Annotated in this window: 19 protein-coding genes, 1 tRNA gene and 1 pseudogene; 5 read left to right on the top strand and 16 right to left on the bottom strand. The window is 55.4% G+C overall.

Going from position 1 to position 21,874, the window contains the following annotated elements; all coding sequences use genetic code 11:
* Nucleotides 1-40: 40 nt before the first annotated feature.
* From rpoD to ASN89_RS14980, 3 genes are all read left to right on the top strand, one after another.
* Nucleotides 41-2,281 carry an RNA polymerase sigma factor RpoD gene (gene rpoD, locus ASN89_RS14990; protein WP_046686139.1) on the top strand — a complete coding sequence of 747 codons (2,241 nt, stop codon included), beginning with the start codon at nucleotides 41-43 and terminating at the stop codon, nucleotides 2,279-2,281.
* 108 nt (nucleotides 2,282-2,389) lie between these two features.
* A tRNA-Ile gene (locus ASN89_RS14985) sits at nucleotides 2,390-2,468 on the top strand.
* A 101-nt stretch (nucleotides 2,469-2,569) separates the two neighbouring features.
* A complete protein-coding gene (locus tag ASN89_RS14980; protein ID WP_046686138.1) occupies nucleotides 2,570-2,905 on the top strand; it encodes an FKBP-type peptidyl-prolyl cis-trans isomerase in 336 nt (111 codons plus the stop codon).
* 16 nt (nucleotides 2,906-2,921) lie between these two features.
* On the opposite strand, the gene ASN89_RS14975 is transcribed toward ASN89_RS14980, so the two are convergent.
* The 6 genes and pseudogenes from ASN89_RS14975 to ASN89_RS14950 form a co-directional block, all read right to left on the bottom strand.
* On the bottom strand, nucleotides 2,922-3,398 hold the full coding sequence (locus tag ASN89_RS14975) for a DUF2726 domain-containing protein (protein WP_058049817.1): 477 nt from the start codon (nucleotides 3,396-3,398) through the stop codon (nucleotides 2,922-2,924).
* 96 nt (nucleotides 3,399-3,494) lie between these two features.
* The gene (locus ASN89_RS14970; RefSeq protein ID WP_058049816.1) at nucleotides 3,495-4,208 is read right to left on the bottom strand and encodes a YjjG family noncanonical pyrimidine nucleotidase; all 714 of its coding nucleotides are present in this window, start codon (nucleotides 4,206-4,208) and stop codon (nucleotides 3,495-3,497) included.
* A 156-nt stretch (nucleotides 4,209-4,364) separates the two neighbouring features.
* Entirely contained in the window at nucleotides 4,365-4,757 is a 393-nt protein-coding gene (locus ASN89_RS14965) for an STY0301 family protein (protein WP_058049815.1), read from the bottom strand.
* A pseudogene (locus ASN89_RS14960) lies at nucleotides 4,754-4,999 on the bottom strand (BPSL0067 family protein); the annotation flags it as partial. The pseudogene ASN89_RS14960 and the gene ASN89_RS14965, both read right to left, overlap by 4 nt.
* Before the next feature lie 248 nt (nucleotides 5,000-5,247).
* Nucleotides 5,248-5,739 (bottom strand): DUF4265 domain-containing protein, encoded by a 492-nt coding sequence (locus ASN89_RS14955; protein ID WP_058049814.1) that lies wholly within the window; start codon nucleotides 5,737-5,739, stop codon nucleotides 5,248-5,250.
* A gap of 271 nt (nucleotides 5,740-6,010) precedes the next feature.
* Nucleotides 6,011-6,730 (bottom strand): Crp/Fnr family transcriptional regulator, encoded by a 720-nt coding sequence (locus ASN89_RS14950; protein ID WP_058049813.1) that lies wholly within the window; start codon nucleotides 6,728-6,730, stop codon nucleotides 6,011-6,013.
* 480 nt (nucleotides 6,731-7,210) lie between these two features.
* Here ASN89_RS14950 and ASN89_RS14945 point away from each other — a divergent pair, with 480 nt between their 5' ends.
* A complete protein-coding gene (locus tag ASN89_RS14945; RefSeq protein ID WP_058049812.1) occupies nucleotides 7,211-8,896 on the top strand; it encodes a methyl-accepting chemotaxis protein in 1,686 nt (561 codons plus the stop codon).
* Nucleotides 8,897-8,906: 10 nt separating this feature from the next.
* Here the strand turns inward: ASN89_RS14945 and ASN89_RS28205 are convergent, their stop codons facing one another.
* On the bottom strand, nucleotides 8,907-9,125 hold the full coding sequence (locus tag ASN89_RS28205; RefSeq protein ID WP_082654586.1) for an oxidoreductase-like domain-containing protein: 219 nt from the start codon (nucleotides 9,123-9,125) through the stop codon (nucleotides 8,907-8,909).
* A 375-nt stretch (nucleotides 9,126-9,500) separates the two neighbouring features.
* Between ASN89_RS28205 and ASN89_RS14940 the strand changes: the two genes are divergently transcribed.
* Nucleotides 9,501-11,048: a DEAD/DEAH box helicase gene (locus tag ASN89_RS14940; RefSeq protein WP_058049811.1), complete on the top strand. Its 1,548-nt coding sequence runs from the start codon at nucleotides 9,501-9,503 to the stop codon at nucleotides 11,046-11,048.
* Between the two features lie 232 nt (nucleotides 11,049-11,280).
* Here the strand turns inward: ASN89_RS14940 and ASN89_RS14935 are convergent, their stop codons facing one another.
* The 9 genes from ASN89_RS14935 to ASN89_RS14895 form a co-directional block, all read right to left on the bottom strand.
* Entirely contained in the window at nucleotides 11,281-12,519 is a 1,239-nt protein-coding gene (locus ASN89_RS14935; RefSeq protein ID WP_046686133.1) for an LPS biosynthesis protein, read from the bottom strand.
* A gap of 67 nt (nucleotides 12,520-12,586) precedes the next feature.
* A complete protein-coding gene (locus tag ASN89_RS14930) occupies nucleotides 12,587-14,539 on the bottom strand; it encodes a polysaccharide biosynthesis protein (protein WP_058049810.1) in 1,953 nt (650 codons plus the stop codon).
* Between the two features lie 94 nt (nucleotides 14,540-14,633).
* On the bottom strand, nucleotides 14,634-15,194 hold the full coding sequence (locus ASN89_RS14925) for a sugar transferase (RefSeq protein WP_058049809.1): 561 nt from the start codon (nucleotides 15,192-15,194) through the stop codon (nucleotides 14,634-14,636).
* Nucleotides 15,195-15,223: 29 nt separating this feature from the next.
* Nucleotides 15,224-16,159, bottom strand: coding sequence for a UDP-glucose 4-epimerase family protein (locus tag ASN89_RS14920; RefSeq protein WP_058049808.1), 936 nt, complete (start codon nucleotides 16,157-16,159; stop codon nucleotides 15,224-15,226).
* Nucleotides 16,160-16,207: 48 nt separating this feature from the next.
* A complete protein-coding gene (gene wecB, locus ASN89_RS14915) occupies nucleotides 16,208-17,332 on the bottom strand; it encodes a non-hydrolyzing UDP-N-acetylglucosamine 2-epimerase (protein WP_046686129.1) in 1,125 nt (374 codons plus the stop codon).
* Nucleotides 17,325-18,335, bottom strand: a complete 1,011-nt coding sequence (locus ASN89_RS14910) for a polysaccharide biosynthesis protein (RefSeq protein ID WP_046686128.1) — start codon at nucleotides 18,333-18,335, stop codon at nucleotides 17,325-17,327. The genes wecB and ASN89_RS14910 overlap by 8 nt, the downstream gene beginning before the upstream one ends.
* A 13-nt stretch (nucleotides 18,336-18,348) precedes the next feature.
* On the bottom strand, nucleotides 18,349-19,203 hold the full coding sequence (locus ASN89_RS14905; RefSeq protein WP_046686127.1) for a dTDP-4-dehydrorhamnose reductase family protein: 855 nt from the start codon (nucleotides 19,201-19,203) through the stop codon (nucleotides 18,349-18,351).
* Nucleotides 19,204-19,256: 53 nt separating this feature from the next.
* Complete coding sequence (locus tag ASN89_RS14900; RefSeq protein ID WP_046686126.1) at nucleotides 19,257-20,492, bottom strand: glycosyltransferase family 4 protein; 1,236 nt, start codon at nucleotides 20,490-20,492, stop codon at nucleotides 19,257-19,259.
* A 24-nt stretch (nucleotides 20,493-20,516) separates the two neighbouring features.
* Nucleotides 20,517-21,680 (bottom strand): glycosyltransferase family 4 protein, encoded by a 1,164-nt coding sequence (locus ASN89_RS14895; protein WP_058049807.1) that lies wholly within the window; start codon nucleotides 21,678-21,680, stop codon nucleotides 20,517-20,519.
* Nucleotides 21,681-21,874 lie beyond the last annotated feature (194 nt).

Below are 21,874 nucleotides of genomic sequence, written 5' to 3'. Positions count from 1 at the left end.
ATCCACCGTAAAGCAAGTCGTTGTGTAATCGAAAGCGCCTGTGCCAATCAAGAAACCCGAATCCAAAGCGGCTGTAAAGCCCACTAAAGTTACCACGAAAGCCGAAAAGGCGCTCGACCGGCCAGAAGCGCGCGTCACCAGCGCGCCCGTGGTCAGCCAGACCACCGACGCCGCCACCCTGGCCGCGATCGATACGTCCGGTTATGTCTTGCCGTCGGTAAAAGTGCCAGGCCGCCGCGGCCGCAAGCCAAAAGAATTCCAGCCAGAAAATGATGAAGTCGCCGCCCTGAACGCCGTCGAGCGGGCCGAACTGAAGGCCGTCGACAAGGCCAAGGCCAAGGACCGCAAGGCGAAAGAGCGCGCACTGCTGAAGGACGCGTTCTCGTCCGACACGGAAGCGAGCGAGGAAGAACTTGAGCGCCGGCGCCAGAAACTCAAGACCCTGATCAAGTTCGGCAAGGAACGCGGTTTCCTGACCTACGCGGAAATCAACGATCACTTGCCTGAAAACATCGTCGATCCGGAAGCCATCGAAGGCATCATCGGTACCTTCAATGACATGGGCATCGCCGTCTACGAGCACGCGCCCGATGCGGAAACGTTGTTGTTGTCCGATAACGTTGCCGTCGTCACCAGCGACGACGAGGCGGAAGCGGCAGCCGAGGCCGCACTGTCGACCGTCGACTCCGACTTCGGCCGCACCACCGACCCCGTGCGCATGTACATGCGCGAAATGGGCTCGGTCGAGCTGCTGACGCGCGAAGGCGAGATCGAGATTGCCAAGCGCATCGAAGATGGCTTGAAAGACATGATCCAGGCCATTTCCGCCTGCCCCGTGACGATCGCCGAAATCATCGCCGCCGCCGACCGCATCGCCAACGAAGAGATCAAGATCGACGAAATCGTCGACGGCCTCGTCGATGAAAACGAGCCGGTCGCCGCCGCCCCTGTCGTGGCCGCGCCCGTCGAAGAAGACGAGGAAGAGGGCGAAGCGGAAGAAGAGGAAGAAGAAGAGGAAGAAGAAGCGAGCGCTTCGGGCGCCGCCGGCTTCTCGGCCGAGCAGCTGGAAACCCTGAAACGCACTGCGCTGGAAAAATTCGCCATCATTTCGCAGCAATTCGACAAGATGCGCCGCGCCTTCGAGAAAGAAGGCTACAACTCGAAACCCTACGCCAAGGCGCAGGAAGCCATATCGCAAGAGTTGCTGGGCATCCGCTTCACGGCCAAGGTCGTGGAAAAGCTGTGCGACACCCTGCGCGGCCAGGTCGACGAAGTGCGCCATATCGAGAAGCAGATCCTCGACGTGGCCGTGAACCGCTGCGGCATGCCGCGCGCCCACTTCATCAAGGTTTTCCCGGGCAATGAAACCAACCTCGACTGGGTCGATGGCGAAGTCAACGCAGGACACGCATACAGCGCCATCCTGGGCCGCAACATTCCAACCGTCAAGGAACTGCAGCAGCGCCTGATCGACCTGCAAGCGCGCGTTGTATTGCCGCTGCCAGACTTGCGCAACATCAACCGCCAGATGGCGGCCGGTGAAATGAAGGCGCGCAAGGCCAAGCGCGAAATGACGGAGGCCAACTTGCGCCTGGTCATTTCGATCGCCAAGAAATACACGAATCGCGGCCTGCAATTCCTCGACCTGATCCAGGAAGGCAATATCGGGCTGATGAAGGCCGTCGACAAGTTCGAGTACCGCCGCGGCTACAAGTTCTCGACCTATGCGACTTGGTGGATCCGTCAGGCCATCACGCGCTCGATCGCCGACCAGGCGCGCACGATCCGCATTCCCGTGCACATGATCGAGACGATCAACAAGATGAACCGGATCTCGCGCCAGATCCTGCAGGAAACGGGCGCGGAACCCGATCCGGCCACCCTGGCGATCAAGATGGAGATGCCCGAGGACAAGATCCGCAAGATCATGAAAATCGCCAAGGAACCGATCTCGATGGAAACGCCGATCGGCGACGACGACGATTCCCACCTGGGCGACTTCATCGAGGACAACAATACCCTGGCGCCAGCCGACGCAGCCTTGCACGCGTCCATGCGGGGCGTCGTCAAGGACGTGCTCGATTCCCTGACACCACGCGAAGCCAAAGTGCTGCGCATGCGTTTCGGCATCGAGATGTCCACCGACCACACGCTGGAAGAAGTGGGCAAGCAATTTGACGTGACGCGCGAGCGCATCCGCCAGATTGAAGCCAAGGCGCTGCGCAAGCTGCGCCACCCATCGCGCTCCGACAAGCTGAAAAGCTTCTTGGAAGGCAACTAGAAGCCAATAGGGCTTGACGTGCGCCCCTGATACCCCTATCCTCGCGTGTCCGTTTCCAAAACGGCCGCGCGAGGCGGGCATCAACAGCGCCGCCACGCCGCAGTCCCCGGGCCTCTAGCTCATGCTTGGTTAGAGCAGCGGACTCATAATCCGTTGGTGCCGTGTTCGACTCACGGGAGGCCCACCAGAATTTAGCAAGAATAGAACTAGCCCCGACAGGTGACTGCCGGGGCTTTTTTCGTGCCGCCGTACAATCGCGGCATGACGATTGATGAAGGATGAAACGAGATGACGGCTGAAGTGAAGATTGACGATATCGTGGCGGGTGATGGCAAGGCGGCGGCGCGTGGCGCGCTGATCACTGCGCATTACCGGGGCTGGCTCGAAGATGGCACGGAGTTTGACTCGTCGCACAAGCGGGGTGAGCCTTTTCGCTGTGTGTTGAGCAATAACAAGGTCATCCAAGGCTGGATTTTGGGTTTGCAAGGCATGCAGGTGGGTGGCAAGCGCAAGCTGTGGGTGCCGGCGGCGCTGGCGTATGGCGAACGTCAGGTGGGCTTGATTCCACCTGGCTCCAATTTGATCTTTGAGATTGAATTGCTGGAAGCGCTGACGCGCGATTGATGTCTGGGTGGTGTCATCAGGCAGATACGACGCCGGCTTTTTTCAGCAGCAGTTGCTCGATATCGGCGCGTAGTGCCTGTTGTGTTGGGAAGGTGGCATAGCGCAAGGTCACATAACCTGCCAGCCTGAGCATGGCATCGCGCTCCTTGTCCTGGCGTTCGCGGCCGGCGTGGCTGCTGTCGTCGAGTTCGATCACGGCGATGACGTGCAGTTGCTGGCTGCACAGGACAAAATCGGCCACCTTGCGGTCGAAACGGTTTCTGTTTGCCCATCCCTTCGCCGTTACCAGCGCGGAAAACGCCACTTGCGCCAGCACCGTGCATTCCGGCAAGGCTGTCTGCAGTAGGTGGTACATCTGCTGCTCGCGCGTCGTCATGACGGGCTTTCTTTGCAGCTTCAATGGTCTGCGGGACTTGGCCGCCTGGCGCGTGGCCAACATGGCAAAGAACAGGATCAATGCCGCGATGGCGAACAGGACTTTGAAGGAAGGCAAGGGCTGGCACCAGGATGGACGAGCCCCGATGGTACGCGAGCAGCGGCGTGTTTTCGCGCCGTTACCCGCGTTATTAATTGCCGTGTTTGTTGAAGATCAAGCCTGTTTCAGGTTGACCGTTACCGCACCCAGCGCCGGCACGATGTCATGCAGGCTGGCCACTTCATAGGTGGGGAGGGCGGCCGAGATATTGGCCATGCTGTCCGGGTTGAACCAGCAGCTGTCGATGCCGTAGCGGTTGGCGCCGAGGATGTCGGCGTCCAGGCGGTCGCCGACGATGATGGTCGTATCCTTGCTGAATGCGCGCGCCATGTTGGCGGCGTATTCGAAGAAGCGCACGTCCGGCTTGGCATGACCGCACGCTTCCGAGGTGGCGACGAAGGAAATGTAGTCGCTCAGGCCCGATGCTGCGATACGGCGGTTCTGGATGGACTCGACGCCGTTGGTGATGATGCCCACTTCGCCGATACGCGACAGCGTTTCGCACACTTCTTTGGCGCCATCGATGAGCACGACCGTGTCCGGCAGAGAGTCCAGATACAGACGGCTGGCCAGTTCCGGGTCGATGGCGATGCCGTTCAGCGCAAACGTCTTGCGGAAGCGTTCCACTTTCAGGAAATCCTTGGTCACGTCACCCGTTTCGAAACGTCTCCACAGGTCGACGTTGATCGCCTGGTACTGGGAAAACAGCGCGTCGATGCCATCGCGCAAGCCCAGTTCGTGCATGGTGTGCAGGAACGAGCGTTTTTCGGACGCCCGGAAGTCGAGCAGGGTATCGTCGAGGTCAAACAGGAATAGCTTGTATTTCATGGCGTGTCATTGAAAGGAACTGTCTTGCATCGTAGCACGTAGCGATGAGTTCGGTTGGCCGTGCCCTGTGCGGGCGATTCGCTACAACCGCTGTCAGACTTGTCACACGCACTCCGTTTTTCCCATGAGCATGCATGAGAAATTCCGCCGAGCGCACTATTTACACTGAAACCTGACCATTTTTGTTCGCTGTTGAATGGCCGCGGTGCACTGTTTGACTGCCGGTAAATCCATGCGCAGGTAGCGTGCGGTACCGGCATACAGGCAGTCCACTTGAAACAGAAAGTTTGGGGCATCGAAATTGATATTCCAGTGCTGATACAAGGTGCCGCCTCGTGTCCACTCCCTGATCGGGGCCAGGATAGGAAGGGCCTCGCCATCCACCGGCGGCTGATTCGCCGGATAGGACAGCACGCGCACACTGTCTAGCCTGGCGACTGGCAGGTTCCAGGTCAATGGAGCTGTTTGCGGGCAAGAAAGAGGGGCTGCTGCAGTTGGTTGCATCGTCGCGGCCGCGATAGCCAATGTCAGCAGTGCGAGCGGCTTCATTCGACCACCGAATACAGCTCAGGGCGATTCGATGCTCCGGCCGCTGAACGGCCAAAGTGGATCATGCGGGCGCTGGGTTTGTGGTTGCGCCACTGGTCGAAAATTTCAATACCGCCAGGCACTTGGCGAATGAAGAGCGCCGCATGGTTGCCATGCCGCAGATTCTGATAGCGACCATTGACGAAGGTGGCGATCAGCGTCCCTTTCGCGATGCTACTTTTTTCCAGCAGATCAGTCACTTTGTCGCCTTCGCGCTAAAGCGATGAGGCACGGGCGCCTGTGAGGTCCCTGACCAGGGTGACGCACTCGCCATTTCCCACGATTTCTTTTTGCTTTGTATAGTCGGCACTCGCAATGTAGGGCATGGCGTTTCTCTCTGTGACTGACGGTAGAGAGAGCGTACGCAAGATGCGGACAGGCACCTTGATGTGCGCCAGGGCAATACGGAGCATTGACACGTGTCATGGCCCCGCCTGGCGCACGAACCGTCTTACATATCCACCCACCAGTTGAGCAAGGTTTCATCATCGTCGTCATCGAGGTTGACGTAGATGTTTGCGAAGTACCACTCCACGCCCGTCGCTTCGCGGAAGGCGTCGAAGGGCCCGTTGACGCTGTAGATGCCGTGGTGTCCCGGCACGCTGAAGGTGAGGTTGCCCTTGTACTGACCATCCATGGTACCGCCCAGCTGGCTTTGCACCTCGCGTTCGAGCTGGTCCACTGCCTCTTGCGACACGTCGTCGGCATAGATCTGGATGCAGAAGTTGCCGCCGCGCTTAAGCACTTCGGCGGGAGCGAGCGGGTCGGCGATGCTGACGATGTCGCCGCGTGCCAGGTTCAGGGTCAGGCCGGGCGAGGCCAACAGTTCGTAGACGTGCTCGTCGATCTTGCGCGCGGGCAGGGTTTCATACACGGGACCGCTCGTGTTTTCGCCTGCCAGTACGCGGATGTGGGGCAAGCCTTCGCAATTGATATCTTCCATTGATTCTTTCATAGTGCCTGCGCGCTGTACTGCTGGTCGCGCCGGTTTGTGGTGTATTGCAATATTGTACCGGGTGCGTACCGGCTGGCGGCTTAGGCAACGGTGCAAACGAGGAGAGGCAATGGAGAAAAGGCGCGGGCAGGTGGCTGCCCATGTGGCGTCGTGCGCTTCGAAGTGACGGGCGATCAAGTGGCTTGGAAGGGAAGTCAACACCCCGGAATGAAAAAAGCACGCCGAAGCGTGCTTGCGCGGATGACTTGCCGCTGGTTACTTAATTGTGTGCGCTGATGCCGCTGCGGAATTGTTCGAAACCGGCGCGCGCTGCCTTGTAGCAATTACCGGCGGCCACTTCCAGGCCTTCGCGGTCGAGTACTTCGACCGTGCCGCGGCGGTACTGGATCAAGCCTTCGTCCTGCAGCTTGCGGGCCGTGACGGTGATGCTTTCGCGGCGCACGCCCAGCATGTTGGCCATGGTGTCTTGCGTCACCTTCAGCTCATTCGACAGGGAACGGTCGAGGCGGTCCAGCAGCCAGCGGCACAGTTTTTGTTCGATGCTGCAATGACGGCCGCCCACCACGTTCTGTGCCATTTGCGCAAACATGGCGCTGGTGTAGCGCATCAGCAATTGCGCCAGGGCGCCGCCCTCATTGAACACTTCGCGCAGGAAGGCCGTTTTCAGGCGGTAGCCGTAGCCGGCCGTCTGCACAATGGCGGTACATGTGGCGCGTTCCGCTTCATACAGCACCACGCCAGCGACACCTTCGCGGCCGACGACGGCGATCTCGGTTGTGGCGCCGTCTTCCATCACGTACAGCAGGGAAACGATGGCATTGGTGGGGAAATACGTGTATTCAATTTTGCCGCCGCAATCGAACAGGTGCTTGCCGGCAGGCAAAGCGACCAATTCCAATTGGCAAAACAGGCGCTCCAGATCGGCGCGCGACAAGGCGCGTAGCAATTCGTTCTGTTGCGCGCCCGTGATACTGATCATGGGCGTGGCGGGCGCGGCTTGCCAGTTGTGCTGGGCTGCTGCGTGGCTATTCGTTGCTGGTGTCAGGTTGCTATAAGCTTTGTACATGGTAGGGCCTCGTCTTCTGATTTTGTTGGATGGCGCTGCTTTTCTGGCTTGCTAGCGTTGTGCTGAATCTTGTATCCACTATAGGACCAGGGGGCGTCGGCGGGCATCGGATGAGCCGACGTGCTTATGTAGGCTAGGAACATTGCCTCGTGTCATCCGACTCCTACGCCTGTTGCTGTATTTTCCCTGTGGAAATAACGGTACTTCGGCAAAAAACGTCACGTTGCGCGCTACCCGCGAACTTTGGCCGCGTGGAGCAGTCAAACCACTCTGCGTTGCAGTACGACGGTGATAAAATGTTGCATTGCGGAAATTTAACGTGTGTGTCGGGATGAGCTTGCTCTCCATCACTGCTCACTTTTGTCCCGCTTGTCTAATGAAGGAAAGCAACGCATGAAATGGTTTTTTGATCTGAAAATTGCCACCAAATTGATCTTGTCGTTTGGCGCCGTGCTGCTGTTGACGGCGGCGCTGGGCGTGTCGGCGATCTTTTCCATGGCGCGCATTAATACCGCGTCGACCGACCTGTCCGACAACTGGATGCCCAGCGTGCTGGCGGCCTTGAATATGCGCAGCGATGTCAGCGATTTCCGCCGCTGGGAGCTGGCGCACATGCTGGCCGCGCAAGATGCCGACATGGCGCAGAATGAAACGCGCATGACGGAAACGCAGGCCAGGATGAAGGCCGATAGCGACAAGTACCGCAGCCTGATTTCCGAACCGGGCGAGAAGGAAGTGTTCGAGCGCTTCCTGGCGCTCAACGATGAATTCATGCGCCTGCATGAAACCATGTTGAGCCTGTCGCGCGAGATGAAAAAGGAAGAGGCGCGCGCGTTGGCCGTGGGGCCGTCGGCCCAGGTCATGACGGACATGATGGTGGCCCTGGATAAACTGGTGTCGATTAACACGGACGGCGGCGTGCGTTCGAGCGCCAGCGCCGATGCAACCTATGAAGCCTCGCGCGCCAGCCTGATCGGCTTGGTGGTGGGCATCGTCGTCGTCGGCATGCTGCTGGCGCTGTGGGTGGCGCGCAGCGTGGCGCGTCCGCTGATCGAGGCCGTCGGCGTGGCGCGCCAGGTGGCGGCCGGCGATTTGACGGCGCACATTGTTGTGCAATCGCAAGACGAAACGGGGCAATTGATGCAGGCCCTGAAAGACATGAATGCCAGCCTGCAAAAGCTGGTGGGCCAGGTACGCAGCGGCACCGATACGATCGCCACGGCGTCGAGCCAGATCGCCGCCGGCAACCAGGATTTGTCGTCGCGCACGGAAGAGCAGGCCAGCTCGCTGGAAGAAACGGCCTCGTCAATGGAAGAGCTGACCTCGACCGTGAAGCAGAATGCGGACAATGCGCGCCAGGCCAACACCATGGCGCTGACCTCGTCGAGCATCGCCATCGAGGGCGGCAAGGTCGTCGGCGAAGTGGTGGGCACGATGGCGTCGATCAACGAATCGTCGCGCAAGATTGTCGACATCATCGCCGTCATCGACGGCATTGCTTTCCAAACCAATATCCTGGCCCTGAATGCCGCCGTCGAGGCCGCGCGTGCAGGCGAGCAGGGGCGCGGCTTTGCCGTCGTGGCCACCGAAGTGCGCAACCTGGCGCAGCGTTCGGCCGCGGCGGCCAAGGATATCAAGGTACTGATCGGCGATTCGGTCGAGAAAGTCGAGGCGGGATCGAAACTGGTGGACCAGGCCGGCCGCACGATGGATGACATCGTTGCCAGCATCACCCGCGTGACGGACATCATGAGCGAGATCACGGCCGCCAGCAGCGAGCAGAGCGCCGGTATCGAGCAGGTTAACCAGGCCATCGCCCAGATGGATCAGGTGACGCAGCAAAATGCGGCTCTGGTGGAAGAGGCGGCCGCCGCGGCCGAATCGATGCAGGAGCAGGCCGCCAGTTTGAGCGCCGTCGTCAGCATCTTCAAGCTCGACGCGGCCAGCGCCGCCGCGAGCCGGCCGCGCGCGCCCGTCGCCGTCAAGGCGCCGACAGCCGTGACGCCAGCAACTGCGCCGCGTCAACTGGCCGGCACGGCGCGTCGCGCGGCGCCGGTGGATGAATGGGAAAGCTTTTAAGTGAATGAAGTCAGGCGCGCTTGCGCGGCTTTTTGATGCCTGGGGCAGCTGGCGCGGCAGCAGCTTGCTGGCGCTGCTGCCACGTCCTCAAGGCCTCTTCGTAGGCAGCCAGGTCTTCCTGGTACATTTCCAGCACGCAAAAGGTGCAACCGCTGTGGCAGCACTCGTCATTGCCTGGTTTGCTGGGCGCTTGCGGTTGCGGATCGTGGGGTAAGGGCGGGGTGGGCATGGTGAGGGCAGTGGACGGTAAAGCTGGCATCGGAGCAGGCATAGGAGCTGGCATGATACGGCATCCCGGCGCGTCATTGCTGGAACGCTTTTTGCTCAAAAATCACGGTTTCCGTGTACAGTTGCGGTGAATTAGGGTATCGTTTACAGCACTGATATTGTATCTTCTGCGCGCGATGTTCCGCCGGCGCGATCTCCGCCGCCATTGCCGCACATCTCTTCGACGCTCCCGCATACGCCATCCAGCATGTCCCGGAGCACAGAGGTGCCGCAAGAACAATAATCCATGGCTTGCAAGACGGAGCTGCCTGTGCCCCGAAATGTTGTTTATTGAGAAAGCATGGCTTCCGCAGTGCGGAGGCACACCAGAAAATTTATGTCTGAAATCGAATCGACTCCTACGCCCAGCCCGGCGATTGCCCCTGAAGCGGCGCCCGCCGCCGCTGCGCCTGCACCAGCACCTGCCGTATCCGCTGCTCCCAGCCTGACTTTTGCCGACTTCGGCCTCGCGCCTGAAATCCAGCGCGCACTGACCGACCAGGGCTACACCCATCCGACACCGATCCAGGAACAAGCGATCCCTGTAGTGCTGCAAGGCCGCGATGTGATGGGTGCCGCGCAAACGGGCACAGGCAAGACGGCCGGTTTTTCCTTGCCGATCATCCAGTTGCTGATGGCGCATGCCAGCAGCAGCATGTCGCCGGCACGCCACCCGGTGCGCGCGTTGATCCTGACGCCGACGCGTGAACTGGCGGTGCAGGTGGCGGAAAACGTCAAGGCCTATGCCAAGCACACTCCGCTGCGTTCGACCGTCGTCTTCGGCGGCATGGACATGAAGCCGCAAACCGTCATCCTGCGCGGCGGCGTGGAAATCGTCATCGCCACGCCGGGCCGCTTGCTCGACCATATCGAGCAAAAGAACATCAGCCTGAGCCAGGTGCAGATGCTGGTCATGGACGAAGCGGACCGCATGCTGGACATGGGCTTCCTGCCGGACTTGCAACGCATCATCAATTTGCTGCCGAAGCAGCGCCAGAACCTGATGTTCTCGGCCACGTTCTCGCCAGAAATCAAGAAACTGGCCGCGACCTTCCTCAACGATCCGCTGACGATCGAAGTGGCGCGCAGCAACCAGACGGCCGACAAGGTCACGCAAGTGGTCTACAAGGTGACGGAAGACCAGAAGCATGCCCTGGTAGCCCATCTGTTGCGCCAGCGCGACCTGAAGCAGGTCATCGTATTCTCGAACACCAAGATCGGCGCCTCGCGCCTGGCCCGCGTGCTGGAACAGGAAGGCATGAGCGCCACGGCGATCCATGGCGACAAGAGCCAGCAGGAACGCATGGCGGCGCTGGAAGCGTTCAAGAAGGGCGAGATCGACGTGCTGGTGGCTACCGACGTGGCGGCGCGCGGTCTGGATATTTCCGACTTGCCTTGCGTCATCAACTTCGACTTGCCGTACAACGCGGAAGACTATGTGCACCGTATCGGCCGCACGGGCCGCGCCGGCGCCTCGGGCGACGCCATTTCGATCTACTCGGATAAAGACGAGCGCTTGCTGGCCGATATCGAGAAACTCATCAAGCAAAGCATCAAGCGCGGCGAACTGGCGGGCTTCAATCCGGCGCCCGCCCGCAGCAGCGACAGCGAGCGCCGTCCGCCGCGCCGTACCGAAGGTGGCGAGGCGCGTCCCGCGCGTGCCCCTGAGAGCCGCCATGCCGGCGATAGCCGCGACAGCCGTTCCGCCGAGCGCGGTGCGCGTCCCGCCTTTGGTCCCGGCGCCCGCCGCGAAAAGGCCGATCCCTGGTTCCTGAAGCCATATGAGCCGGCCAAGGCAGCAGCTCCGGCTGCCGCCAGCATGGCGCCTGCCGCAGCCAAGCCGAAGCAGAAGGTGGCGGCGTTGTTGGGTGGGTTGCTGAAGTAGAGCTTTTTGCAATATTTCTGCGATTGACTTGATGGAGTTCAGGCGAAGGTAATAGCTCCTTGCCTGATACTCGATGGTGCGCAGGCCATTAATACGGCGAGATGAGCCTTGGATAATAAGATTTCATTATTATTTGTGGAGTCGTATCGCTGCTATTTTATTGTGCCTTATGTATTTTTTTGATGCAGCCATGCGCCACCTTGGCGCACGGCATGTATTCAGAGTAGCTTGGTTAGCCATTCATTTTGCTGCTGTTATTTTTCCACCAGTTGCGACCAAAAACGAGGCCGAGCGAGATAAGCAGGCCGAAGATGAAGCTTGCTAGTGCGGTTGTGGTCAAACGCGATGAACGGTTTTCAGGCAAGCTCGGTCCTGCAATGAATCTGCTTTTCTCAAGATAAAGATTAAGCGCATTCTGATTATCAATGCTGATCATATTGAAGGTCTCCTGTATGACCTCATTCTTCATGTCCTTGTTTTTGAAGATGGTTTGTTTCAGCGGTTCAAGCGCGCGCAGGATGACTTCACCGGATTTAGTATTGTCCAGCGTTACTTTTGCACGATCATAATACTCACGCAGCAGTTGATATTTTTGCTGCTCGCGTTTGAATTTGTAGATAGACTCGTTTTCAGCGGCTGCTTCGACTTCCGTAGTCATTAATTGTGTAGCTGGCGGCAAGTAGCGTGCATTATCTTCTGTGATGGAAATTACTTCACGGGATGCCTGGTTAGCGCTCTGTGGATAGCGAGCCATGATTTGCTTCAAATTGCTACCCTTACGGTTTAATACTTCCAATTTCCCATTGCTATCGATGATGTCATTTTCCAGTTTGGTAATTCGGGCAGTAATTTCACTATGTTTGAAACGTAGCACGTCTGAATAGATCTGATAGATAATGCTGTCCATCGTATAGCGCCCAAGCAGGGCTACCGTTTGGTTGGCTTCGATCGGCGTGGCTGCATCATAGGTAATGCGCAAGCCAATGACGTTATTGCCACCATCCTTGGGCTGCTCCATCAATTCCTTGGCGTCAATCTTGGTAAATGGAAAGACTGGCTCCACCAGCTTGCCCATTCCCGCGCGCGAGGCAAAGACGCGACGCAGCTTGTCGACGCCAGGCTGACCTTCCAGTTTGTATTCCTTAATGTAATCCATCAAGCGGCCGCTTGTGCTGAACGCAGCCGAATAGCGTTTATAGTCAGCCAGCACGATCCCGGAACTGGCGGTTTCACGCTCCTTCAGCGACGCAGGCATGGGAATGGCGCCGCCAAACTGCAGGAAACCTTCGCTTTTATAGCTTGGAAACGCATAGGTGTAGCCAACGCCAATCACTACAGCGGCGATGGTAACGGAGATGATGGTGCGCCGCGAACGCCAAGCGATCGCCAGCATGTCAGTAAACGGCGTTGCGTTATCGTCCTCGAAGTCGTCTTGTTGATCCTGATTGTCTTGGGTGTTTTGGTTGTGCATGATTTCACTTTTTAAATATGGATGTGTCAGTTTTTGCGCATCTTTAAACTGCGTGAGTGCGTTTTATTTAAGACGAGGTATCCGGTGTATTGCCATTTAATATGCTAGCTATTGGCAACAGCGAGCTGCGGCGATTTTTCTCATTCCAGATCAAGTCTTCTATGCCGCATTGCGGTGCATATTCAATTACGGCCGATAACAGTACTTCGCGCACCTGATCATATTCGAACAGGTCGCATGCTTGCTTGAGCCTGTTGAGTGTCACTTGTAATTCGCTCCAGGCCGTTTCTGACTCCTGGGCGCGCATGATCAAAGGATGTTCAGTGCCTTCCACGTTGTCGCCTATGAGTAACTCTTCATAAAGTTTTTCCCCTGGACGCAGCCCAACGTGTTGTATGTCAATACCGTCAGGGGCAGAGCTGCTCCTGATCTCCAAGCCGCTCAGGTGAATCATGCGTTCCGCCAGATCCATGATCTTGACAGGTTCACCCATGTCGAGCACAAAGACATCGCCACCTTCTCCCATCGCCCCAGCCTGTAGGACAAGCTGTGCCGCCTCCGGAATTGTCATGAAGTAACGCGTAATTTCAGGATGGGTCAGCGTGATTGGCCCGCCCTGCATGATTTGTCGGCGAAATAACGGTACGACTGAGCCGGAAGACCCCAATACATTGCCGAAACGCACCATGCAAAAGCGGGTTTTCGTTTGTTCGCGCGCAAAACCTTGCAAAATCAATTCCGCCAGGCGTTTGGTTGCACCCATGACATTAGTGGGACGCACGGCCTTGTCTGTTGAAATGAGAACAAAGCAACCGACGCCGGCCGCCATCGCTGCCTTGGCAACGCTTAACGTGCCAAAGACATTGTTATTGACGCCTTCAATCGGGTTATGTTCAACCAGTGGCACATGCTTATAGGCCGCGGCGTGGTAAACCGTTTCGACGGCGAACGTACGCATGACGCGGGTGCATTTCTCTGTATCGAGCACGGAGCCGAGAAAGGGCATCAATTCAATGTGTAGATCGTGTGCTGACATGAGCGATCGCAGCTCTTGCTTGATCGAATACAAGGCAAATTCTGTCATGTCCAGCAGGATTAGGTGACTTGGCTGCAGACGGATGATCTGGCGGCATAGTTCCGAACCGATGGAGCCGCCGGCACCCGTGACCATGACCGATTTTCCAGTAATACAGCTGGCCAGAAGGTGGCGGTTTGGCGTTACCTGATCGCGTCCTAGCAAATCCTCGATTTCGATGTCGCGCACATCCTGTGCGCGCAATTCGCCACTCACGAGGCTGCCGATTGGCGGTGTTACCTTGATTTTGACTTTATGGACGGCTAATTTTTCCAAGATGAGTTTTTGCTGGCTTTTGGCGAGCGAAGGCATGGCCAGCAGCACCTCTGAGATATCCATTTTTGCGATCAAGGCATCCAATTCGCTGGCCGGATAGACTTTGATGCCCGCGATGGTCGCACCTTTCATCTCTTTTTTGTCGTCGATAAAAGCCACAGGCAGATAGTCGTGGCCAGCCCGTAACGCCGTGGCCAGTTGGGTGCCAGCCTTGCCTCCGCCATAGATGGCCACGCGTACTGGAGCCCGTTCCGCATTGGCATGCAACAAGAAGCCGCGCGCGACGAAGCGACTTGCCACCATATACATAATGGCGCTGACCCAGTAGATGCCAAAGACGCCTCGCGAGAGGCCGCTCATGTGTGTGAGGATGGCCGCGGCGGCCACGAGTAATGCGACGGAGATCGACACGCCGAGGATCACCACGTAGACAATCTTCTGATCGATGAAGCGGATGACGGCACGATATAAGCCGAGTCGCACGAACACGGGCAAGGAAACGACCGGTACCAATAGGATTAGCCAATAATATTGCTTCAAGATCACCATATCCACGACGTCGTAACGAAGCAGAATGGCGGTAGAAAAAATTAGCGGCAACATCAACAAATCTGCTGAGGCCGCTATGATTTGCTTATGGAAACGCGAAAGATCAAGAAAGGATTTCATTTGTATGCTTCATATAATTGTCATCCCTGGCAACGCGACACGGAATTAAAAGTTGCTATATTACTCTCCGTAGGTAGGCAAGAGTTTTTTAGAATCAATGTGTTACATTATCTTTGCGAATGACCTTGATAAAGGTCAATATGATAATTTTAATATCGAATGCTAGGGAGCGTCGCTGCAGATACTCCACGTCAAGCTTGACCTTCTCCGGAATTGGCAGTTCATCCCGGCCGTTGATTTGAGCCCATCCGGTCAGTCCCGGCAAGATTTGATCGACTCCATATTGTGTGCGTAATGCGATCAGATCCTGTTGATTAAAGAGTGCCGGTCGTGGGCCCACAAAACTCATGTCGCCGCACAGGATGCTCCACAATTGTGGTAACTCATCAAGGCTCGATTTGCGCAAAAATGAACCGATCGGCGTCAGGTAACGCCTTGGATCTAACAATAAATGTGTCGCTACGGCAGGAGTACCGACTAACATGGTGCGAAACTTGGGCATCCGAAAGATGCGATTATTGCGACCGACGCGATCTGACCAGTAAACTATTGGCCCGGTTGATGTGATCTTGACCAGTAAGGCGACAATGGTGATTGGTAGCAGCAAAATACAAAGGGCAACAAGCGCCAATAAAAAATCAAATATTTTTTTCATTCAAGGTCGATTAAAAGTTTATTGAGGCATTAACGGCGAAATGGCGCAACAGTTTTTTCGAGCGCTGCCTGCATGCTCGACACCGGCTTCCAGGAAAGCGTCTGCATGGTATGTGTGACGTCAACCTGAAGAGAGCCAAGCAGCCTGTCGGCGGCAGCTGATTTCCGCATCAGGCGAGCGCCTGCCGCCAGCCATGCCGCTGGCACAGGCAACAGCAAGCTACGCTGTCGCATGGCGGAAGCAAGCCTGCGCAGCAACTCTGTAATGCCGACATCGTCATTGTCGGAAACCATGAAGACTTGCCCGGAAGCGGCAGGGTGGCCGCAACATAAAATCAATAAATCGACCAGATTATCCAGCGCGACCATACTGCGTCGATTGTCTATGGCTCCCAGAGGTAGCGGCAATCCCAGTCTGACCAGTTTCATCAGGCTGTGAAAATTCGCGCGGACGCCTGGTCCGTAGACTAGCGGAGGGCGCACAATCACCAATTCCAGTCCGGTCTCCCTAGCCAATGCCTGCAGAGCCACCTCCGCTTCCAGCTTGGATTGGCCATATGGGTCGCGAGGTGCAGGGAAATCGAAGGCGGTGAAGGGCTTGTCAGTGGTTTCTTCACCATTGACTTTTACACTGCTAACGAAGACGAATCGCTTGATCCCGGCATCCAATGCCTGCCGGGCCAGGTTGATGGTGGCATCGACATTGACTCGTCGAAATTCCGCCAAGGGATCGCTGGAAACGTCATGCATAACATGGACGCGGGCGGCGAGATGTACCACGCAGGTGCAGCCAGCCAGCGCAGGCGACCAGTCGGTGCTCGCGTCCAGTTCGCCTACGGCAATGGCATGAATAGCGCGGGCATCCTTGCGCACCGCTGCCGTGTAGGCGACGTTGCGCTCTGCCAGCGTAGCGCATAACGCGCTGCCGACAAAACCATTCGCTCCAGTTACGAGAATCTTTGTCATCTTAAAAACGAATTTTCATTGCCGTTGCCAATCATTTCGTTGGTTGAATTATTTCGACCAGACGTTGGTATTAATATAGTCAATATAGCTGCTGACTACACGCAAGACTTGCTTGGAGACGAAAGGGTTTTCGTAGTCAGCTACTGGCAAAACGGGCGGCGTATTGCGGTTGTATTGGCTGGTAATAATGTCGACGGCTTCAAGTACACGTTCGGATTTTAATCCGGACATAATCAAGGTGCCGACATCCATTCCTTCTGGTCGTTCATGCGTATTTCTGATTGTGATTGCCGATAAATTCAGCAGCGAGGTTTCTTCCGTAATCGTTCCGCTATCGGACAATACGCAAAAAGCTTCCATTTGCAATTTAATATAGTCGACAAAGCCGAAAGGTTTGGAGAAAATGATGCGTTTATCGAGGTTCTCGATACCAATCTCTTGCAGGCGCTTCATGGTGCGAGGATGGGTTGAAAACAGTACCGGGTAATCATACTTTTCAGCCAGTGCCTCAAGCGTGGCCAGCAGGTCACGCAGCGCTTCCGGCGAGTCGACATTTTCTTCACGATGCGCGCTGATCAGGAAGAATTTACCTTCCTGCAGATTTTGACGCGTCAGGACATCCGAGCGTTCAATCTTTGGCATGTAAAAATCAAGCACCTCGCGCATATGCGAACCTGTCTTGATGATGGTTTCTGGACGAATGCCTTCCGCAACCAGATAACGGCGCGCATGCTCCGTCAATACCATGTTAATGTCGGACAAATGATCTAATACTTTACGATTCAATTCTTCAGGGACGCGCTGGTCAAAACAGCGATTTCCGGCTTCCATATGAAAGACCGGAATTTTCCGACGTTTGGCGGCAATGATCGCCAGGCATGAGTTAGTATCGCCATACAGCATCAGGGCATCCGGTTTTTCCTTTTCAAACACGGCATCGGCCTTTACCAGTACCTGGGCAATGGTTTCGGCTGCCGTGGTACCCGCAGCGTCAAGGAAGTAATCCGGCTTGCGGATTTCCAGGTCATCAAAAAAAACCTGGTTCAATTCGTAGTCGTAATTCTGGCCGGTATGAACAAGAATATGCTGGGTATGTTTTTCCAGTTCAGCAATCACGCGGCTCATTTTGATTAATTCTGGCCGCGTGCCTACGATCGTCATAATTTTACGCATCGAGTTGTTCTTTCACAAAGTCCAGCGTCAGCAGAATCTCTTTTACTTGTGGAACCGTCAGGCGTTCGGTGTTGTGCGAGGTATAGTCGTCGATTTCCGAAATCTTGGTCTCACCTTCGACAAAATATTTGTCATAGTTCAAGTCACGATTATCTGCAGGGACACGATAGTATCGGCCCATATCTTCGGCTTTTGCCATTTCTTCGCGTGAAACCAGGGATTCGTACAATTTTTCGCCATGGCGGGTACCAATTACGCGAATTTCATTATCCTTTGCAAACAGCTCCTTCAGCGCGATCGCCAGGTCGCCTACCGTCGATGCGGGGGCTTTCTGAATGAAGATATCGCCTTGTTCTCCGTGCTCGAAGGCATGCAAAACGAGATCGACCGAATCATCAAGCGACATCAGGAAACGCGTCATGTTGGGGTCGGTGATCGTGATCGCTTTGCCGTCTTTCAATTGATTGATAAACAGTGGAATGACCGAACCGCGTGAAGCCATCACGTTACCGTAACGGGTGGCGCAGATGACCGTCTCGCCGGCACTGCGCACGCGTGCCTTGGCAACCATTAATTTTTCCATCAGTGCCTTGGAAATCCCCATGGCATTGATCGGATACACGGCCTTGTCGGTACTCAGCACGACTACGCGCGATACATTGTTGGCGACTGCTGAATTGAGCACATTTTCGGTACCCAACACATTTGTGCGCACCGCTTCCATCGGGTAGAACTCGCACGATGGAACCTGTTTTAGCGCTGCCGCGTGAAACAGGTAATCCACGCCTTTCATTGCCTCATTCAAGCTTTCAGGATTGCGCACGTCGCCAATGTAAAACTTCAGTTTTGGATTGTTCAGCGCGATGCGCATGTCTTCTTGTTTTTTTTCGTCGCGGCTGAAAATACGGATCTCAGACACGTCGGTCGACAGAAAACGTTTCAGGACTGCGTTGCCGAATGAGCCTGTGCCGCCGGTGATCATCAAGACTTTATTTGCAAACATTTTGATTTCCTTCTTACTTAAAATTAGCCATTTTTTCAACAAGCTCAGGCCATGCCGGAGCAATATAACCTGTTGCCTCACGGAAGCGATCTGCATTCAGCGACCGATCAATCTTCAGCTTTTCATCGGCAACGATTGCAATATCTTTTTTGTATTCTTTCTTGACCAGCGTGAGCAGATCAAATTTATTAATCGGTTGCGAAGCAACGTGATACAAACCATGTAACTGTGGTTGCGGCAACACGATATCGCGGATGACATGGGCCAGTTCGATGGTAGGCAAACCTGAGAAAATCGCTTGCGTGTAGCCTTTCACCGACCCTTGCTGAGCCAGGAACCAGCCGACCAATCCATTGGCACTGTTTAATTCGTGGCCAATGATCGAGGTGCGCAGGGTGATGCAGTGTTCGTAATTGACCTCGCCGAGATACTTGGAGCGTCCATACAGATCGGTCGCATCTGAAGCCTCGGCTTCGGTGTAACCGCCACGCGTACCGGCGAAGACACAATCGGTACTGACATGCACCAGGCGCGCACCAGCGATGGCGCACAGACGGGCGAGGCGGTGCGGCAGCAGGGAATTGATGGGGATAGCCTGTAACGGATCGTTGGATTCGGCCAATTGCTTGACCAAGCCGATGCAATTGATCACAACATCGGGCTGTACCTTGCCAAACAACCAGGCCAGAGAGTCGGCATTGTCCACATCCGTGCCAACTACAATACGCTCAGCCAGAGCCGGCGGGAAGGCCTTGCGTACAGAAGCGCTGCGTGCCGAGCCAAAAACCTGGTAACGGCTGTCGTCGGAAAAATAGCGCAATACCGTATTGCCCAGCATTCCTGACACTCCAAGCACCAAAACTTTCATAAGTTATCCTTTTACTCTCAATTTGTTTATTTGAAAAAAGCTATTGTCTCGTACTATGCAGTACTTGTTGGATCCGTTAGCTGTTGAAAATGATCAATCAAAGTTTTTGTCAGCATATCCCGGTCAAAATGGCTACGGAAATAACGCAAACCATTTTGCCCCAGTACATTGCGTTGCTCTACAGATAAGTCTGCAAGTTGGCGGATGGCCATGGCCAGTGCATGGGCATCTTCGGCTTTGCAACTGACGCCAGCGTTGGCCTGCTGCACGATCCGCGCACCCTCTCCATTCAAGCAAGCGACGACCGGGCGCGCCATGGCCAGGTATACCTGGACTTTGCTTGGGATAGTTTGCGCAAAAATCGGTTCATCCTTCAATGTCACCAGCAGCGCTCCGGCATGCTTTAAAATTGACGGCATTGATCCAAGTGGATAACGGCCGGTTAATTGCACATTTTTCAGGCCTAACTCGGCAATTTTCTGCTTGATCCAGCTAACCCGACTACCATCGCCGACTAGCACAAAGCGGATTTCCCGTATATCTTTTAGTAAGGCAGCTGCCTCGACGATGGTTTCTACCGACTGGGCCGTGCCCAGATTACCTGCGAAAACGACGCTAAAGCCTTCCTCAAGGCCCGGAATCGGGCAATGATCGGGTGTTTCTTGCTGCGGAGCGACAAATACATCGTCTGCAGTATTTGGGTGGTAGGCAATTTTCCCTCGATCCGCTAAGGCCGCAACCGGCTCGATAAATGCTTCTGACTGAACCAATAACAAATCTGCGCGCGCATAGATCCAGCGTACCATTAACCTTACCAACGACAGCACGGTACGGTTACGTATAAAACCTGTGGCTTCGAGGCTTTCTGGCCAGAGATCCTGTACCAGGATAACCAGTTTGGCGCCCTTTATCCATTTCAGAAAAATAGCGGGGAGGGCCTGCAAAATGGGCGATACAGCATACACCACGATCACATCTACATGCCTGCCGCGCAGCGCGAAAGGACCGAGTGTCGAGCCACTCAGGACGAATGATACATAATTCCACACCAGGCGCAATGCTGATCCGACACCGCGCGGAGCCAATGGCACCCGATACACAGTGGCGCCCTCCCAATCCTGCATGGAGAATCCATTGGCGCGGTAACCATCAAAAGTCTTGCCCGTGGGATAGTTAGGCTGTCCGGTCAACACGTCGACTTTCTGGCCATGGCCTAGCAAGGCGCGCACCAGATCATTGATGCGGAAATTCTCGGGCCAGAAATACTGGCTGACGATCAGGATATTCAAATTGTTGCTTTCATTATTAGCTCTTCACTCAGGTGACTGGCCCCGAGAAAATAGCGCAAAGCTGTCGTTAACCAGCATGCTTTGCGAGGCGACATAGGCGCTGGCATAAGCGCTGACACTTGCTTGGTAAGCGTCAAAACCGGCCTGGTTCAGTCCGATCAGAGTTTGCAGGGTTTGCACGAACAAGTCTGGCCGCGCAAGTGGAATGTCGAACCCGATCTGTTTTTGCTGCAGCTCGCGCCATGGGGTCTGGTCACTGATTAATACAGGCCGCCCTGCCAAGAGACTTTCTATGATGACATAGCCAAAATTTTCTCCCAGTGTGGGGAAAAACAGAAAATGATAGGCGGGAATGACCTCCTTGATGCGCGCATGCGGAAGTTCACCGCAGTACTTGACGGTGATATTGGAAGGCATGCTGGCAATCAATGCGCCGCATTCGCTCCAATGGCGTGCATCTTCGATGGGGCCATATATATCCAGCGTGACCTGCCCATGGTCGAGGTTGGACAGCGTCCGCAGCGCAATATCGAGCCCCTTCTTGCTGGAAATACGCGATAAGAAGATAAGGCGTAATTGGCCTGGTTCTTTTTCCAACGGGGTAATTTGAGACTGTACCGCAGGGGGAAGCAATTCGCGAGCGATGTGTACACGCGCTTGCGAAAATTGTTTCAGTATGTCCGCCTGCTCCAGCTCTGTTGACGCATGCCACAGCACGTTCTTGTGCAGGCCCAGCAGCTTTGCCAAGCCGACAAATGCCCTTTTTTTCCAGCGTTTCAGATTGAAGGCGCCAGGTGAGAACTCACCTCGAGGTGCCAGAATAAATGGCCGTTTCGAACTTGCCGAGAAACGCCGCGCCAGCAAAGGGATGATCGAAAAATAGGTGCTGAAGAAACTATTGGCGTAAATGGCATCCCACTGTGGCAACGCCACTTCAGCCGTGATACTGGCACGGTAAGGTTGCTGTGTGGCAGACATGTACTTTATCCAGATGCCATCACGCATAATCCAAGTGTTCGTCGCAATGCCTGGATAGCTTGTTCCATCTGCATCATGGTCGCGACACAAGATATAAAAATCGAAGTATTCCTTGAGATTCTCGACTATGTATTCGACGGCCTTGATTTGCCCGCCCCCCTTATAGCCAGGCAAGTACCAATCGACTAGTATTAATATTTTCTTTTTCACTTGTAATCTTTTCCGTTTATGCCTGGGGCAAGCTGCATATTTTTGTCTGCGGGTTGAGATTTTTCTTTTTCCGTATTGTTTTTATTTTTCTCATCAATGGTCCGGTGAATAAGAGCCATAAAAACAAAGTCAATAAAAATCCCATGCAGGAGTCAACATTTTGCATCAATTGATTATTTGCTGGAAAATATAGC

Origin of the sequence: Janthinobacterium sp. Ant5-2-1 (assembly GCF_001445815.1) — a bacterium.
GTDB lineage: Bacteria > Pseudomonadota > Gammaproteobacteria > Burkholderiales > Burkholderiaceae_D > Janthinobacterium > Janthinobacterium lividum_E.
Note: the sequence above shows the minus strand (reverse complement) of the source record. Positions and strands in the feature narration are given on the sequence as shown.